The sequence below is a fragment of the Micromonospora sp. DT62 genome, from assembly GCF_049847285.1.
GTDB lineage: Bacteria > Actinomycetota > Actinomycetes > Mycobacteriales > Micromonosporaceae > Micromonospora > Micromonospora reichwaldensis.
This window is the reverse complement of sequence record NZ_JBNCOB010000028.1, coordinates 45,459-60,601: the sequence shown is the minus strand read 5'-3', so window position 1 is coordinate 60,601 and position 15,143 is coordinate 45,459. Positions and strand designations below refer to the sequence as shown.

15 protein-coding genes are annotated in these 15,143 nt (G+C 71.9%); 5 read left to right on the top strand and 10 right to left on the bottom strand.

From position 1 onward, the window contains the following. Positions 1–1,023, bottom strand: coding sequence for a heat-inducible transcriptional repressor HrcA (gene hrcA, locus ACPXCB_RS27055; protein WP_425878565.1), 1,023 nt, complete (start codon positions 1,021–1,023; stop codon positions 1–3). A 244-nt stretch (positions 1,024–1,267) separates the two neighbouring features. Between hrcA and ACPXCB_RS27050 the strand changes: the two genes are divergently transcribed. Further along, positions 1,268–1,966, top strand: a complete 699-nt coding sequence (locus ACPXCB_RS27050; protein ID WP_425878563.1) for a DUF4870 domain-containing protein — start codon at positions 1,268–1,270, stop codon at positions 1,964–1,966. Between the two features lie 40 nt (positions 1,967–2,006). Here ACPXCB_RS27050 and hemW read toward each other — a convergent pair whose 3' ends face one another. After that, entirely contained in the window at positions 2,007–3,230 is a 1,224-nt protein-coding gene (gene hemW / locus ACPXCB_RS27045) for a radical SAM family heme chaperone HemW (RefSeq protein WP_425878561.1), read from the bottom strand. A 20-nt stretch (positions 3,231–3,250) separates the two neighbouring features. On the opposite strand from hemW, the gene ACPXCB_RS27040 reads away from it, so the two are divergent. The 3 genes from ACPXCB_RS27040 (at position 3,251) to ACPXCB_RS27030 (ending at position 6,117) form a co-directional block, all read left to right on the top strand. Next, the gene (locus ACPXCB_RS27040; protein ID WP_425878558.1) at positions 3,251–4,054 is read left to right on the top strand and encodes an enoyl-CoA hydratase-related protein; all 804 of its coding nucleotides are present in this window, start codon (positions 3,251–3,253) and stop codon (positions 4,052–4,054) included. Between the two features lie 78 nt (positions 4,055–4,132). Continuing rightward, positions 4,133–4,993 (top strand): hypothetical protein, encoded by an 861-nt coding sequence (locus ACPXCB_RS27035; protein ID WP_425878557.1) that lies wholly within the window; start codon positions 4,133–4,135, stop codon positions 4,991–4,993. 221 nt (positions 4,994–5,214) lie between these two features. After that, positions 5,215–6,117, top strand: a complete 903-nt coding sequence (locus tag ACPXCB_RS27030) for a phytanoyl-CoA dioxygenase family protein (protein ID WP_425878555.1) — start codon at positions 5,215–5,217, stop codon at positions 6,115–6,117. An 86-nt stretch (positions 6,118–6,203) separates the two neighbouring features. Here the strand turns inward: ACPXCB_RS27030 and ACPXCB_RS27025 are convergent, their stop codons facing one another. The 8 genes from ACPXCB_RS27025 to ACPXCB_RS26990 form a co-directional block, all read right to left on the bottom strand. Continuing rightward, entirely contained in the window at positions 6,204–6,845 is a 642-nt protein-coding gene (locus ACPXCB_RS27025; protein WP_151452810.1) for an MOSC domain-containing protein, read from the bottom strand. Positions 6,846–6,892: 47 nt separating this feature from the next. Beyond that, on the bottom strand, positions 6,893–7,750 hold the full coding sequence (locus tag ACPXCB_RS27020) for a carbohydrate ABC transporter permease (RefSeq protein WP_311413787.1): 858 nt from the start codon (positions 7,748–7,750) through the stop codon (positions 6,893–6,895). Then, a complete protein-coding gene (locus ACPXCB_RS27015; protein WP_425878552.1) occupies positions 7,747–8,733 on the bottom strand; it encodes a carbohydrate ABC transporter permease in 987 nt (328 codons plus the stop codon). Before ACPXCB_RS27015 ends, ACPXCB_RS27020 begins: the two co-directional genes overlap by 4 nt. Then, positions 8,730–10,019: a sugar ABC transporter substrate-binding protein gene (locus ACPXCB_RS27010; RefSeq protein WP_425878550.1), complete on the bottom strand. Its 1,290-nt coding sequence runs from the start codon at positions 10,017–10,019 to the stop codon at positions 8,730–8,732. The genes ACPXCB_RS27015 and ACPXCB_RS27010 overlap by 4 nt, the downstream gene beginning before the upstream one ends. Before the next feature lie 228 nt (positions 10,020–10,247). Further along, positions 10,248–10,535 (bottom strand): GlsB/YeaQ/YmgE family stress response membrane protein, encoded by a 288-nt coding sequence (locus ACPXCB_RS27005; protein ID WP_132240420.1) that lies wholly within the window; start codon positions 10,533–10,535, stop codon positions 10,248–10,250. A gap of 271 nt (positions 10,536–10,806) precedes the next feature. Continuing rightward, a complete protein-coding gene (locus ACPXCB_RS27000; RefSeq protein WP_121400214.1) occupies positions 10,807–11,094 on the bottom strand; it encodes a GlsB/YeaQ/YmgE family stress response membrane protein in 288 nt (95 codons plus the stop codon). 334 nt (positions 11,095–11,428) lie between these two features. Continuing rightward, on the bottom strand, positions 11,429–13,306 hold the full coding sequence (lepA, locus tag ACPXCB_RS26995) for a translation elongation factor 4 (protein WP_425878548.1): 1,878 nt from the start codon (positions 13,304–13,306) through the stop codon (positions 11,429–11,431). A gap of 127 nt (positions 13,307–13,433) precedes the next feature. Continuing rightward, positions 13,434–13,970, bottom strand: coding sequence for a DUF4240 domain-containing protein (locus ACPXCB_RS26990; protein WP_425878547.1), 537 nt, complete (start codon positions 13,968–13,970; stop codon positions 13,434–13,436). A 119-nt stretch (positions 13,971–14,089) separates the two neighbouring features. Here ACPXCB_RS26990 and ACPXCB_RS26985 point away from each other — a divergent pair, with 119 nt between their 5' ends. Next, complete coding sequence (locus ACPXCB_RS26985) at positions 14,090–15,076, top strand: phosphotransferase (RefSeq protein WP_425878545.1); 987 nt, start codon at positions 14,090–14,092, stop codon at positions 15,074–15,076. Positions 15,077–15,143 lie beyond the last annotated feature (67 nt).

The following is a 15,143-nucleotide window of genomic DNA, read 5'->3' as shown; positions in this document are numbered from 1 at the left end:
TCAGTTCTGGGCCAGCAGCTCGCCCACGTAGCGTGCCACGGCCCGCACCGTGGCGATGGTGCCGGGGTAGTCCATCCGGGTCGGCCCCAGCACGCCGAGGCCGCCGACGCTTGTCGCGCCCGGCCCGTAGCCGGTGCTGACCACCGAGGCGGCGCGCAGGTTGTCGATCTCGTTCTCGTCGCCGATCAGCACCCGCGTCGTGCTCGGCTCCGCCTCGCCGATGAGCTTGAGCATGACGACCTCCTCCTCCAGCGCCTCCAGGATGGGGCGCAGGGAGCCCTGGAAGTCGAGCAGCCCGCCGCGGGTGAGGTTGGCCGTCCCGGCCAGCGCGATCCGCTCCTCGTGCCGCTCGATCAGCGTCTCCAGCAGCACGGTGGAGAGGGTGGTCATGGCCGGGCGCAGGTGCGGCACCGACTCCTCGACGAGCGCCTGCACCAGCGGCGGGGTCTCCGACAGCCGGGTGCCGACGAGCTTCTCGTTGACCAGCCGGCGCAGGTCCGTGACGTCCTCGGCGGGGATCGGCGCGGGCAGCTCGACCAGCCGCTGCTCGACCCGGCCGGTGTCGGCGATCATGACCAGCATCAGCCGGGTGGTGGAGATCGGCACCAGCTCCAGGTGGCGCACCGAGGAACGGGCCAGGCTCGGGTACTGCACGACGGCGACCTGCCGGGTGAGTTGCGCCAGCAGCCGGACGGTGCGGTGCACCACGTCGTCGAGGTCGACGGCGCCGACCAGGAAACGCTCGATCGCCCGGCGCTCGGCCGGGCTGAGCGGCTTCACCCGGGACAGCCGGTCCACGAAGAGCCGGTAGCCCCGGTCGGTGGGCACCCGGCCGGCACTGGTGTGCGGCTGGCGGATGTAGCCCTCCTCCTCCAGCACGGCCATGTCGTTGCGGACGGTCGCCGGTGAGACCCCCAGCTGGTGCCGCTCGACAAGCGCCTTGCTGCCGACGGGCTCCTGCGTGGCGACGTAGTCCTCGACGATCGCGCGCAGCACGGCGAGCTTGCGGTCGTCGAGACCCATCCTCCCCACCTCCTGTCGCACGTCGGCCCCGGCACGCGGGGGGCCGGGGCGGGCTGCTGGCACTCGACTGTAGCGAGTGCCAGTCTACGTCGGCGGGGCCGCCCGCGCGATGATCGACCTGGGGTGATCAGTCCGATCGGCGACCGCGCGGGCCCGCCCGACGCCCCCGCGGGGCCGGTGTTCCGGGCGTGCCGGCCGGTGTCGCGCTGGTGCCGCCTTGCCGGCTGCCCCTACCGTGACCTTCATGACTGAACCACCTCGCCCTCCCGGAGCGGGGGACCCCGGCTTCCAGCCGGACCCGACCGCCCCGTCGGGGGTTCCCGGCCCCGCCGGCTACGGCGACCCCACCGCACCACTGTCCGGGGCACCGGGCCCGGGCAGCCATCCTCCACCCGGTGGCTATCCGCCGCCCACCGGTGACCAGCCGCCGTCGGGCGGCTACCCTCCGCCCGGCGACTATCCCCCACCCGGCGACTACCCACCGCCCGGCGGCTACGGACCGCCCGGCGGCTACGGACCGCCCGGCGGCTACGGAGCGCCGGGGGCCGGCTATCCGACCGGTGGCGGCTACGGACCGCCGACGGGCGGCTACGCCAGCAACGAGGACAAGAACTGGGCCCTGATCGCCCACTTCGGCGGCGCGGCCGGCGTGATCGTCGGCGGCGGCATGCTCGGCTGGCTGGCGCCGCTCATCGCGCTGATGGTCCGGGGGCAGCAGTCGCCGACCGCGCGGGCGCACGCCGTCGCGGCGCTGAACTTCCAGCTCACCTGGACGATCGTCGGGGTGCTGAGCTGGGTGGTCACGCTGATCACCTGCGGGGTGCTGTTCTTCGTTCCCATGCTCGTCACGCTGGTGCCGCTGATCTTCGGCATCGTCGGCGGGCTCAAGGCCAACGAGGGCGTGCTCTACCGCTACCCGATGACCTACAGCTTCACCAGGTGACCCGGGTCGGCCGCTCCCCCGGCCGGCCCCGGCACGCGGTTCAGGGCAGCAGGTCGCGGACGACCGCGTCGGCGAGCAGCCGGCCCCGCAGGGTCAGCACGGCCCGGCCGGCCGCGTGCTCGTCGGCGGCCAGCAGCCCGTCGGCGAGGGCCCGCGCGGCGCCGGCCCGACCGGCGTCGTCGAGGGCGTCCAGGGGCAGCCCGGAGGCGAGGCGCAGCCGGAGCATGACGTCCTCCATGTGCGCCTCGTCGGCCGTGAGCACCTCGCGGGCCAGGCCGGGCGACTCGCCGCCGGCGAGCCGCTTCGCGTACGTCGTGGGGTGCTTGACGTTCCACCAGCGCACGCCGCCGACGTGGCTGTGCGCCCCCGGGCCGAGGCCCCACCAGTCGGCGCCGGTCCAGTAGAGCAGGTTGTGCCGGCACCGGGCCGCCTCGTCGCGGGCCCAGTTCGACACCTCGTACCAGGAGAGGCCGGCCGCGCCGAGGGCGGCGTCCGCGGCGAGGTAGCGGTCCGCGGCGACGTCGTCGGAGGGGTACGGCAGCTCGCCGCGCCGCATCCGGGCGGCCAGCCGCGTGCCGTCCTCCACGATCAGGGCGTACGCGCTGACGTGGTCCACCCCGGCGGCGACGACCTGGTCGAGGGACGCGGCGAAGTCGGCCTCGGTCTCCCCCGGCGTGCCGTAGATCAGGTCCAGGTTGACGTGGTCGAACCCGGCGTCGCGGGCCTCGCGGGCGGCGGCGACGGCCCGGCCGGCGCTGTGCGTGCGGTCGAGGATCGCCAGCACCCCCGGCGCGGCGGACTGCATGCCCAGCGAGATCCGCGTGTAGCCGGCGGCCCGCAGCGCCTTCAGCGACTCGGGCGTGACCGACTCCGGATTGGCCTCGGTGGTCACCTCGGCGCCGGGCGCGAGCCCCCAGGTGCGGTCGATGCCGTCGAGGATCCGCGCCAGGTCGTCGGCGGGGAGCAGGGTCGGGGTGCCGCCGCCGACGAAGACCGTGTCCACCCGGGGCGGCGGTGCGTCGCCCAGCACCCGGCGGGCGAGCGCCAGCTCAGCCAGCACGGTGTCGGCGTACTCCTCCCGGCCCGCCCCGCCACCCAGTTCGGCGGCTGTGTACGTGTTGAAGTCGCAGTAGCCGCAGCGGCTGGCGCAGAACGGCACGTGCACGTACACGCCGAAGCCGCGCGCGCCGACGGCGCGGGTGGCGGTGGCGGGCAGCGACCCGTCGACGGGGACGGATTCGCCTTCTGGAAGGACGCCGGGCATGGCCACTAGTGTGCCCTTCCATGACCTCTCCCGACGCGCTCGTACGGGTCGCCACGGCCCGTGGGGTGACCACCCTCACCCTGGACAGCCCGCACAACCGCAACGCGCTCTCCACGCCGCTGATGACCCAGCTGCTGGCCGGCCTCGCCGAGGCGGTCGCCGACGACGCCGTACGCGTGGTCGTGCTCGACCACGCCGGACCGGTCTTCTGTTCCGGCGCGGACCTGAAGGAGACGGCCGCCGCGTACGCCAGTGGGACCGTGCCGGCCGGGATGCTCGGCGACGTGCTCGCGGCGGTCTGGGAGTGCCCGAAGCCGGTGGTGGCGAAGGTGGCCGGCCCGGCCCGGGCGGGCGGCCTCGGTCTCATCGCGGCGGCCGACCTGGCGGTGTGCGCGCGGGAGGCGACGTTCGCCTTCACCGAGGTGCGGATCGGCGTGGTGCCGGCGGTCATCTCCGCGACCGTGCTGCCCCGCCTGCACGCCCGCGCGGCGGCCGAGCTCTACCTGACCGGCGACACCTTCGACGGCCGGCGGGCGGCCGAGATCGGCCTGGTCACCGCCGCCGTGCCGGCGGACGGACTGGACGCGGCGGTTGCGGGGTACTGCGACTCTCTGGTGCGGGGGGCACCGGGCGCGCTGGCCGGGGCGAAGCAGTTGCTGCGCCGGCCGCCCGCCGCGGACCTGCGGGCGGAGATCGCCGAGCTGTCCACCCTCTCGACCGGGTACTTCCTGTCGGAGGAGGGACGCGAGGGCGTCCTGGCGTTCCGGGAGAAGCGGCCGGCGCGCTGGGTGCCCGCCGACGGTGACGCGGGCGCCGACCGGTAGCGGTGCTCGTGGAGATCCGGTCGGACGACCCGGAAGGCACCACGAGGGACGTACGCTTGTCGGACTGTCGATCAGGGGGTGTGGGTGCGTACTCGGGCAGTCGTGGCGGGCGGTGTCGTCCTCGTCGTCCTCGCCGCGGTCGGGATCTGGATCGTCATCCGGCAGATGGGCGGGCAGCTGCGCCTCCCCCTGGCCAGCCGGACCTGCACGGTACAGGCGGACGGCCGGGTGGCGCTGGACCCCGATCAGATGGCCAACGCGGCGACGATCGCGGCCATCGGCATCCAGCGGAAGATGCCCGAGCGGGCCGTCGTCGTGGCGCTGGCCACCGCCTACCAGGAGTCCGGCCTGCGCAACCTCGCGGGCGGTGACCGCGACTCGGTCGGGCTGTTCCAGCAGCGCCCCAGCCAGGGGTGGGGCACCCCGGAGCAGATCCGCGACCCCCGGTACGCGGCCAGGAAGTTCTACGCCGGGCTGAAGAAGGTGCGCGGCTGGGAGCAGATGCGGGTCACCGACGCGGCGCAGAAGGTGCAGCGCTCGGCTTTCCCGGAGGCGTACGAGAAGTGGGCCGACGAGTCCGAGGTGCTGACCCGGGCCCTGGTCGGGCACGCCACCGGCGCGGTCGCCTGCACGGTGGGCCGCGACCCGGCGATGCGCGGCGAGGCCGCGGCGACCGCGCTGACCCGCGGCCTGTCGTTGGACTGGGGCCTGGCCGGCGCGACGACCGCGGCGGACCTGACGGGCCTGACGGTCCCGGTCGCCGACGAGCTGCGGGGCTGGCGGTACGCGCACTGGCTGGTCTCGCACGCCCAGGACCACGGCGTGAAGCGGGTGCGCTTCGGCGACCTGGAGTGGACGGCCCGCGGCGGCACCTGGAACCGGACCGACGACACGCCGGCCACCGGGCGGGTCGTCGCGGAGGTCTTCGCCGAGGCGTAGTGGCCCCGATCTCCTTACCAGCAGTCACCGCGTAAACCGGCATTACCGGCAATAACTCCCATCGCGCCGCCAGGCTCTGACGGATCGTCACCGCGCCGCTCCCCACAGTCCGGACAACGGTCGCATATCGTGCTGGGCAGTACCCCGCCCCGGAACCAGCGGGTTACGATCGGCGGCCTGTGCCAGCAATGGTTTCGCCTCATGGGGAGGGGTACGTCGAAGTGTTCGACTACGGCGACCGGACCGGTTACGAACCGATCAGTGACACCGACCGCAAGGAGTTCCACGAGCAGGGCTTCCTCCTGCTGCGCAACGTCCTGACGGAGGACCACCGGGCGGCGCTGGAGGCTGCGGTGGACCGCGTCTACGCCGAGGAGAAGGCGAAGGGCACCACCACCAAGGACGGCACCCTGCACCTGCTGGGCTTCCTGGAGCGCGACGAGCTCTTCGGCGACCTGCTGACCCACCCGATCGCCTTCCCGTACATGTGGGGCCTGGCCGGCTGGAACATCTACACCCACCACAACCACCTGGACGTCACCCCGCCGGCGGCGGAGCCGGAGAAGCCCTACTGGGGGTGGCACCAGGACGGCTACCGGCAGAACTCCGACCCGGAGACGATGGACCCGAACCTGCCCCGGCCGATGTTCTCGCTCAAGGTGGCCTACGTCCTCTCCGACCTGTCGGAGAACGGCCGGGGCGCCACCAAGGTGATCCCGGGCAGCCACCTGTGGAACTCGCTGCCCCGCCCGAAGGACACCTCCGTACACAACCCGGACCCGGAGGGCACGGTGGAGATCACCGCCAACCCCGGTGACGCCTTCATCTTCGACCGCCGCCAGTGGCACTCGCGGTCCACCAACCTGTCGACCATCACCCGCAAGATGCTCTTCGTCGGCTACACCTACCGGTGGATCCGGCCGCTGGACGAGCTGCACATCGACAAGGACGGCGAGTGGTGGGCCAACCGCACGCCGGTGCAGCGCCAGCTCTGCGGTGAGGGCACCCACACCGCCAACTACTGGGGCATCAACTGGGACGGCTACATCGACGACGAGATCCCGCTGCGCAAGGAGCTCAAGCAGCGCGGCCTGCTCGACCGCAACGTGCCCTGGCTGCGCTGAGCCGGTCACCCGGCGCGCGCCGAGTCGACGTCGGACGGGCCCCCTCCCCCACGGGACGGGGCCCGTTCCCGTTCACCCGCCCGCCGTCAGCTCCGGCCGGCGAGCCGGCGGCGCACCTTTTCCCGGACCCCGTCCGGCAGGTCGGGCGCGTCGAGCAGCCGGGGCAGCAGCTCAGGCTCCAGGCTCAGGGCACGGAACACCTCGCCGATGGTCACCCCGTGCGCCGGCCGGTCCACCACCTCGACCGGGTCCCCCGCCCCGACCTCCCCCTCGCGCAGCACCCGCAGGTACGCCCCGGGCGTCGCCCGTACCGTGAACCGTTTGATCAGGTCGGGTACGCCCCAGAAGCCGGCGAAGGTGGTGCACGGCGTGCGTGGCTTGGTCACCTGGAGCAGCGCGGACCCGACCGCCCACTGCTCGCCGATCACGGCGCCCGTCACGTCCACCGCGTACGTGGTCAGGTTCTCCCCGAAGCCGCCGGGGCGGATGCTGCGGCCCATCTCCCCCGCCCACCAGGACGCGTCCTCCTCGGCGTACGCGTAGACCGCCTGCTCCGGACCGCCGTGGTGGGCGCGTTCGCCGATGAAGTCGCCGGCCACCCCGTCCACGCGCAGCAGCACCGGGCCGCCGACCGGCCGCTTGTCGATGCCGCTGCGACCGCTCGCGTCGCCCGCCCATTCCGCCTCGGTCACGCCGCCGAGGTTCACCGAAGCCAGCCTGCCCGTCATGGCGGCCAGCCTAGCCCGCCCCGCCGGCCGCCCCAGCGCGTGCGGGGTCAGCCCTTGACGGCGCCGGCCACCAGCCCGGAGACCATCCGCCGCTGCACCAGCAGGAAGAAGATGATCACCGGCAGGGTGAACAGCGTGGACGCGGCCATCACCGGGCCCCAGGCGGTGTCGTCGCGACCGAAGAAGAACGTCATCGCGACCGGCAGGGTGTAGCTCTCCTGGTCGTTGATGAAGGTCAGCGCGAAGATCAGCTCGTTCCAGGCGGTGATGAACGAGAAGATGCTCGTGGCCACCAGCCCGGGCGCCACCAACGGGAAGAGGACCTTGCGGAAGATCTGCGCCCGGCTGGCCCCGTCGATGGCGGCGGCCTCCTCCAGTTCCTTGGGCACCGCGGCGACGAAGCCGCGCAGCATCCACACCGCGAACGGCAGCGAGAAGCCGAGGTAGGTGAGGATCAGGCTCGGCAGGGTGTTGTAGAGCCCGAGCCGCTGGATCATCAGGAACAGCGGGATGACCAGCGCCTCCAGCGGGATCATCTGCACTATCAGCAGCATGATCAGGAAGGTGGTCCGCAGCTTGAACCGGAACCGGGCCACGGCGGTGGCGGCCAGCAGCGCCACCAGCCCGCTGAGCACCACGGTGCAGACCGCGACCAGCGCGCTGTTGAGGAAGAAGTCGCCGAAGGTGACGCCCGGGATCAGGTTCCCGGTGAGGATCTGCCGGTAGTGCTCCAGGGTCGGCTCGGTGGGCACCGGCCGGGGAGTGGACGAGAAGATCTCCGAACTCGGCTTCAGCGAGGTCGCGATCATCCAGTAGACCGGGAACGCGGCGAAGAGCGCCACCAGCAGCCCCGCGCCGTTGAGCGCGAGTCGCTTCGCGCCCCCGCCGCCTCCGCGTCGCGTCACGCGTCCTCCTCCTGCTTGAGCACCATGCGGACGTACAGGCCGGTCACCACCAGCAGGATCAGGGTGAGGATCACCGCGATCGCGGCGCCGAGACCGTACTTCGGCGGGGGTGAGAACGCCTCCGCGTACGAGTAGATGGAGAGCATGAACGTCGGCCGGTCCTGCGTGCCGCCGGCCAGCACGAACTGCTGGGTGAAGACCTTGAAGTCCCAGATCGTGGAGAGCACGATCAGGATCCCGAAGACCGGCCGCAGCAGCGGGAAGGTGATCTTCCAGAACACCTTCCACGGTCCGGCCCCGTCGACCCGGGCCGCCTCGTGCAGCTCGCTCGGCACGCTCTTCAGGCCGGCGAGCACGCTGACCGCGATGAACGGGAACGAGTGCCAGACCACCACCAGCGTCAGGATCGAGAAGAACAGCAGAGGCGAGTTGAACCAGCCGTAGCCCGTCCAGTCGCTGCGCCCGAAGAGGCTCTGCGACAGGCCGTCGGGCAGCGCGTTGAACAACCAGGTGACCAGGCCGCTGGTGTCGTCGAAGATCCATTTCCAGACGATCGTGCCGGTCAGCGCCGGGGTGGCCCAGGCGAGCATCACGCAGCTGGCCACGAAGGCGGCCATCTTCTTGCCGAGCCGGTTGAGCAGCAGCCCGACCAGGGTGCCCAGGACCATCGTGAGCGCGACGTTGGCCACCGCGAAGAGCACGGTGTTGCGCAGCACCGTCAGGAAGAACGGATCGCTGAGGATCTCGGCGTAGTTGCCGAAGCCCACCCACGGCCACTCACGGTCGCCGCGCAGCTGTCGGACGTTGTTGAGCTGGTGGAAGGACATCACCACCACCTGGCCGAGCGGCCAGAGCAGCAGCACGCCGATGATCACCAGGCAGGGCAGGAGCAGCAGGTAGGGCAGGCGGTCCACCCGGCGACGCCGCCGCGCGGGGGTCTCCCGCGCGGCGGCCGTCTCCGGCGCCTCGGTCAGCGTGGTCACTTGGCGTTGAGGATGCTTTCCATCTCCGCGGCCGCGTCGGCGGTAGCCTTCTCGACCGTCTTCTGACCCTTCATGACCGAGCTGTTCATCGCCTGGGTCACCGTCTTGGTCCGGCTGACCTCCACCCACTTCGGGGTGAGCGGCGTGAGCTTGGTGTTCTGCATCGTGGTGGCGAACGCCGACATGATCTTGTCGTTGGCGTACTTGTCGCCGCCGACCAGGTCCTTGTAGACCGGGAAGAAGCCGAGGCTGTCGGCGAAGGCCTGGTCGTTCTTCTTGTTCACCAGCACCGTCAGGTAGTCCCAGGCGAGGTCCTGCCGCTTGCTGTCCTTCCAGATCGCGACGTCGGAGCCGCCGGCGAAGCCGGGCGCCGCCTTGCCGTCGGGGCCGGGAATCGGGAACGTACCCCAGACCTTCTCGATCTCCGGGTTGTCCTTCTTGATGGCGCCCTGCTGCCAGCTGCCGCCGAAGGCCATCGCCGCCTTGCCGGTGGCGAACTGGGTCCGGGCGTCGATCTCGTTCCAGCCCGCGGCGGCCGGCGGGGCCACCTTGTGCACGGTCACCATGTCGGTCCAGAACTTGACGGCCTTCTGCGCCTCGGGCGTGTTGTAGCCGGACTTCCAGGAGTCGCCCTGCTGCGTCGCGATCTCCGCGCCGGCGCCCCACAGGAACGAGTAGAAGGGCAGCTCGGAGTTGCCCGGCAGCGCGATGCCGTAGGTGCCCGGCTTCTTGGCCTGCACGGTCTTGGCGGCGGCGACCAGTTCGTCCCAGTTGGTCGGCGGCTTCACGCCCGCCTCGGCGAACCAGTCGGCGCGGTAGTACATCCCCCGGACGCCGGCGTACCACGGGACGCCGTACTGCTTGCCGTCGAGCTGGGCGTTCTTGACCAGGTCGGGGAGGAGGTCCTTGCCCTCGGTCCAGCCGTTCATCCGGTCGGTCACGTCGGCCAGGGCCTCCTGCGCCGCCCAGCCCTGGGTCTCGGTGTTACCCAGCTCGGTGATGTCCGGCCCCTCGCCACCGGCGAGGGCGGCCTGGAACTTCTTCGGCGCCTCGAGCCAGGGGATGTACTGGACCACCACGTCCGTGTCCGGGTGCTTCTGCCGGAACTCGGTCTCGACGCCGTCGAGGAACTTGGTCTGGGCCTCGCTGCCCTCGCCCATCATCCAGACCGTCAGCTTGCTGTTGTCGGCGGCCTTGTCGTCATCGGAGCCACCGCAACCAGCCAGGACCATCGCGGCCGAGGCCACGACGGCGGTGACCGGGGCCAGCCGCTTCCACCTGTTCACGCCACATCTCCCTCGCGCCGCTTGGCACTAACCTTCTCCGCCGCACCTTAGTAGGAAAAATTCCTTTACGACAGTGGGCGGTTGGCGAAAGAGAGGCGACGGTACCGCAGCGGGTCGATCATGCGCGGCCGGGCGCGAGGGCGAAACCGGGCGCACCGAGACGATCGGGGCGTACGCGAAACGGGCGCCCGACCTGTGCGGTCGGACGCCCGTCGAGCGGTACGGGGATTACCGGTGGGTGACGCTGCGGCGACGACCCACACCGGCGACCAGCGCCACGGCGATCGCGGCCAGCACCACCTGGACCAGCAGCTCGCCCCAGTCGATACCAGCGGTCTCCGTGGCGATACCCATCGCCCGGGCCAGCACGGTGCCGAGCAGCGCGGCGCCGACACCGATCAGCATGTGCAGCCACATCGGCATGTTCTGGCGGCCCGGCACGAGCAGGCGACCCAGAGCGCCGACAATGAGACCGACGATGAGCGCAGTGACGATGCCCCAAACGGTGAGCTCCATGTCGCCCTCCTCCTTCAAAAAGAATCAGTTCCACTGTCTGTGGTGTTCCTGTCGTGACCGCTAAGTTCCCGACCCGCCGAAATTCCAAACCGGATTTCCGAGGCACCGGTTCGACAGCCGTCCAGACCCGACTTCCGGCACCGCCGCAGGGCCGCCGGGGCCGGCCGGGACCGGGCGGACGGACGCCCCGGCTGCCCGCGAAGGGCCCCGGGGCGCACGCGAAACGGGCGCCCGACCTGTGCGGTCGGACGCCCGTCGAGCGGTACGGGGATTACCGGTGGGTGACGCTGCGGCGACGACCCACACCGGCGACCAGCGCCACGGCGATCGCAGCCAGCACCACCTGGACCAGCAGCTCGCCCCAGTCGATACCAGCGGTCTCCGTGGCGATACCCATCGCCCGGGCCAGCACGGTGCCCAGCAGCGCGGCGCCGACACCGATCAGCATGTGCAGCCACATCGGCATGTTCTGGCGGCCCGGCACGAGCAGGCGACCCAGAGCGCCGATGATAAGACCAACGATGAGCGCAGTGACGATGCCCCAAACGGTGAGCTCCACGTCGCCCTCCTCCTTCAAAAAGAATCAGTTCCACTGTCTGTGGTGTTCCTGTCGTGACCGCTAAGTTCCCGACCCGCCGAAAACCCAAACCGGCTCGACCGACGAGGACGACGTCGTACATCAATGGCGCACCGGCCGGCGACCGCACCCGCGCGATCATTCGCGCAGGTGGCGCCCTTCCCGCCAGCGGGCGGAGCGGGGGGCTACCGGGCCGAAAAATTCCTTCGACGCGAACGGCCGGCGCCCCGGCCGGGCGGGACCACCGAGGGGTCCGCAGCCCGGCCGGGGCGCCGGCCGTCGTACGTCGTCATCCGCCGGACGCACCGGCGGCGGGTCACTTCTTGCCGGGGGCCTTGCCGTCGCCGGAGTCGGAGGAGAGCGCGGCGATGAAGGCCTCCTGGGGGACCTCCACCCGGCCCACCATCTTCATCCGCTTCTTGCCCTCCTTCTGCTTCTCCAGCAGCTTGCGCTTGCGGCTGATGTCACCGCCGTAGCACTTGGCGAGCACGTCCTTACGGATCGCCCGGATGGTCTCCCGGGCGATCACCCGGCTGCCGATCGCCGCCTGGATCGGCACCTCGAACTGCTGGCGCGGGATCAGGTTGCGCAGCTTCGCCGCGATCGTGACGCCGTAGTTGTACGCCTTGTCCTTGTGCACGATCGCGCTGAACGCGTCCACCGGCTCACCGTGCAGCAGGATGTCGACCTTCACCAGGTCGGACGCCTGCTCGGTGGAGGGCTCGTAGTCCAGCGAGGCGTAGCCCTTGGTGCGGCTCTTCAACTGGTCGAAGAAGTCGAAGATGATCTCCGCGAGGGGCAGCGTGTAGCGCAGTTCCACCCGGTCGGCGGAGAGGTAGTCCATGCCGAGCAGGCTGCCCCGGCGGCCCTGGCAGAGCTCCATCACCGCGCCGACGTAGTCGTTCGGGGTGAGCACCGTGGCGCGCACGACCGGCTCGTACACCTCGGCGATCTTGCCCGTGGGGTACTCGCTCGGGTTCGTCACGACGATCTCCTCGCCGTCCTCGGTGATGGCCCGGTAGACCACGTTCGGCGCGGTGGAGATGAGGTCGAGGTTGTACTCGCGCTCCAGCCGCTCCCGGATGATCTCCAGGTGCAGCAGGCCGAGGAAGCCGCACCGGAAGCCGAAGCCGAGCGCGCCCGACGTCTCCGGCTCGTAGTCGAGCGCGGCGTCGTTGAGCTTGAGCTTGTCCAGCGCCTCGCGCAGGTTGGGGTAGTCGGAACCGTCGATCGGGTAGAGGCCCGAGTAGACCATCGGCTTCGGGTCCTTGTAGCCGCCGAGTGCCTCCTTCGCCGGCCGGGAGTTGATGGTGATCGTGTCACCGACCCGGGACTGGCGGACGTCCTTCACGCCGGTGATCAGGTAACCCACCTCGCCGACGCCGAGCGCGTCGGCCTTCACCATCTCGGGCGAGATGACGCCGATCTCCAGCAGCTCGTGCACGGCGGCGGTGGACATCATCTTGATCCGGTCGCGGGCGCTGATCCGCCCGTCGATGACCCGGACGTAGGTGACCACGCCCCGGTAGACGTCGTAGACCGAGTCGAAGATCATGGCGCGGGCGGGTGCCTCCGCGTCGCCGACCGGCGGCTTGAACTGCCGGACGATCTCGTCGAGCAGGTACGGCACACCCTCGCCGGTCTTGCCGGAGACCCGGATGCAGTCCGCCGGGTCGCCGCCGATCAGGTGCGCCAGCTCCTCGGCGTACTTCTCCGGCTGGGCGGCCGGCAGGTCGATCTTGTTGAGCACCGGGATGACGTGCAGGTCGTTCTCGAGCGCCAGGTAGAGGTTCGCCAGGGTCTGCGCCTCGATGCCCTGCGCGGCGTCGACCAGCAGCACCGCGCCCTCGCAGGCGGCCAGCGACCGGGACACCTCGTAGGTGAAGTCGACGTGACCCGGGGTGTCGATCATGTTGAGCACGGCGGACTCGCCGGTCCGGTCGCCCTCCCGGATGGTCCAGGGCATCCGGACGGCCTGGCTCTTGATCGTGATGCCGCGCTCGCGCTCGATGTCCATCCGGTCGAGGTACTGCGCACGCATCTGCCGTGGGTCGACCACGCCGGTGAGCTGCAACATCCGGTCGGCCAGGGTCGACTTCCCGTGGTCGATGTGGGCGATGATGCAGAAGTTCCGGATGCGCGCCGGGTCGGTGGAACCAGGAGCGTTCGCGCCGGAATCGAGCGTCGGTGGCACAGCGGTCCGTTCTGGTCGGCTGACGTGAGCGGGCCGGCACGACGCCGGCCCCCTCTATGCTCCCACGTCGCCGCCGCGCGTCCGCTGCGCGGGCGATCCCCGCCGCCGGGACCACCCCGCGAGCGGGTTACTCGGCGGGGGGCTCGACGAAGAGGGCGGCCAGCTTGGGCAGCCGCCGCTTCGCCTCCTCCTCGTCGTCGAAGTCCCAGAAGTCGTTGAGGTCGGGCACCGGCGCCGGCTCCGGGTCCGCCGGCAGCTCGGCGGCGGTGACCCGGCGGTACGCGTCCCACGGCGCCGCCAGCATCTCGGCGGCCGAGAACTCCTCACCGCTGAGCGAGGCCGCCCTCACCTGGGACAGCCCGGCCAGCGAGTCCGGGTCGGCGACGGCACGTGCGAACACCTCGCGCCCCTGGGTCATCAGCCAGCCCCGGAAGTGGTGGAAGCCCTCGTCGGACACGCCGCCGTTGATCAGGTAGGCGGCGCCCCAGAGGTCGACCTTGTGCGAGGCGGACAGCACCCGCGCCTGGTGGCGGGCGTACCCGACGATGTCCTCCGGGTCCCGCTCGGCGAGCAGGGCGACGGCCCGCGCGGCGACCGCGTGCGGCTCTCCCCCGCCGCCGGCCCGGGCCCGGTCGATCAACTGCCAGAAGTCGTCGGTCCTCATGGCCTGGCAGTCTGGCAGACCGCGCGCCGCTCCCACCCCGCCACGGGAGGCACGGCGGGTCGCGGCCGGCGGGGCGCAGTGGCGGTGCGGGCCGACCCGCCACCCGGCAGCATGGTGGCGTGACCCCGACGTCCCCGCTGCCCGTGCCCTACCACGCGACCGCCCGCCGGCCGGAGTGGGCGACGCTGCCGGCGGCGCTGCGTACCGCCATCGGCGACCGCCTCGGCGCGCCCGTGGTCGCGGCCCGGGTCGCCTGCGCCGGCTTCACCCGCGGCTTCGCCGCCGTGCTCCGCACCGCCGCCGGGAGCCGGGCCTTCGTCAAGGCCGCGGCCACCGCCGAGCAACCGCGACTGGTCGACTGGTACGCCCGGGAGGCCGCGATCCTCGACCGGCTCCCGGCCGGGCTCCCGGCGCCCCGCCCCCGGTGGACGCTGTACGAGGCCGGCTGGTTCGCGCTCTGCCTGGACGCCGTCGACGGGCACACGCCCCGGCTGCCCTGGGACCCCGCCGAGCTGACCGCGACCCTGACCGGGTACGCCGACATCGCCGCCGCGCTGGCCGGTGCGCCGGCCGGACTGCGCGAACTCGGGCTGCCCCACCTCGCCGACCTGGCCCGCGACGACATCCTCTGGTGGGGCGAGGTGGCCGCCGGCCGGGAGCCGGCACCGCCGCTGCCCGCGCCGCTCCGGGACCGCCTGCCCCAGCTGGTCGCGCTGGAGTCCCGCCTCCCCGCGTACGCCGCCGGCGCGACCGGTCTGATCCACGGCGACCTGCGGCTGGACAACGTGCTGATCGACGGGGCGGGGCGGGCCTGGTTCTGCGACTGGACGTGGCTCTGCCAGGGGCCGCCCTGGTTCGACCTGGTGACCCTCCTGCTCACCGCGTACGCCGACGGCCTGGACGCCGACGCGCTCTTCGCCCGGCACCCGGCATCGGCGGGCGCGCCCCCCGACGCGCTGGACGCCAGCCTCGCCGCCCTCTCCGGCTACTTCCTCACCACCGCCGCCTCGGCGCCCGGTACCGCGTCACCGCACCTCCCGGCGCACCAGCGGTGGAGCGGCGAGCAGTCACTCGGCTGGCTCGCCCGCCGGCAGGGCTGGACCTGACCGTTCGCCGTGGGGCGCGGCGCCCACCAGGGCGGGGACCGAGCCGTTTTGGCTCGCCCCAGGCGAC

What these genes read in the sequence shown, in the direction of transcription:
- hrcA (WP_425878565.1), bottom strand. Translation starts at nt 1,023, where the DNA reads ATGGGTCTCGACGACCGCAAGCTCGCCGTGCTGCGCGCGATCGTCGAG.
- ACPXCB_RS27025 (WP_151452810.1), bottom strand. Translation starts at nt 6,845, where the DNA reads ATGACGGGCAGGCTGGCTTCGGTGAACCTCGGCGGCGTGACCGAGGCG.
- ACPXCB_RS27040 (WP_425878558.1), top strand. Translation starts at nt 3,251, where the DNA reads ATGACCTCTCCCGACGCGCTCGTACGGGTCGCCACGGCCCGTGGGGTG.
- ACPXCB_RS27005 (WP_132240420.1), bottom strand. Translation starts at nt 10,535, where the DNA reads ATGGAGCTCACCGTTTGGGGCATCGTCACTGCGCTCATCGTCGGTCTC.
- ACPXCB_RS27050 (WP_425878563.1), top strand. Translation starts at nt 1,268, where the DNA reads ATGACTGAACCACCTCGCCCTCCCGGAGCGGGGGACCCCGGCTTCCAG.
- ACPXCB_RS26990 (WP_425878547.1), bottom strand. Translation starts at nt 13,970, where the DNA reads ATGAGGACCGACGACTTCTGGCAGTTGATCGACCGGGCCCGGGCCGGC.
- hemW (WP_425878561.1), bottom strand. Translation starts at nt 3,230, where the DNA reads ATGCCCGGCGTCCTTCCAGAAGGCGAATCCGTCCCCGTCGACGGGTCG.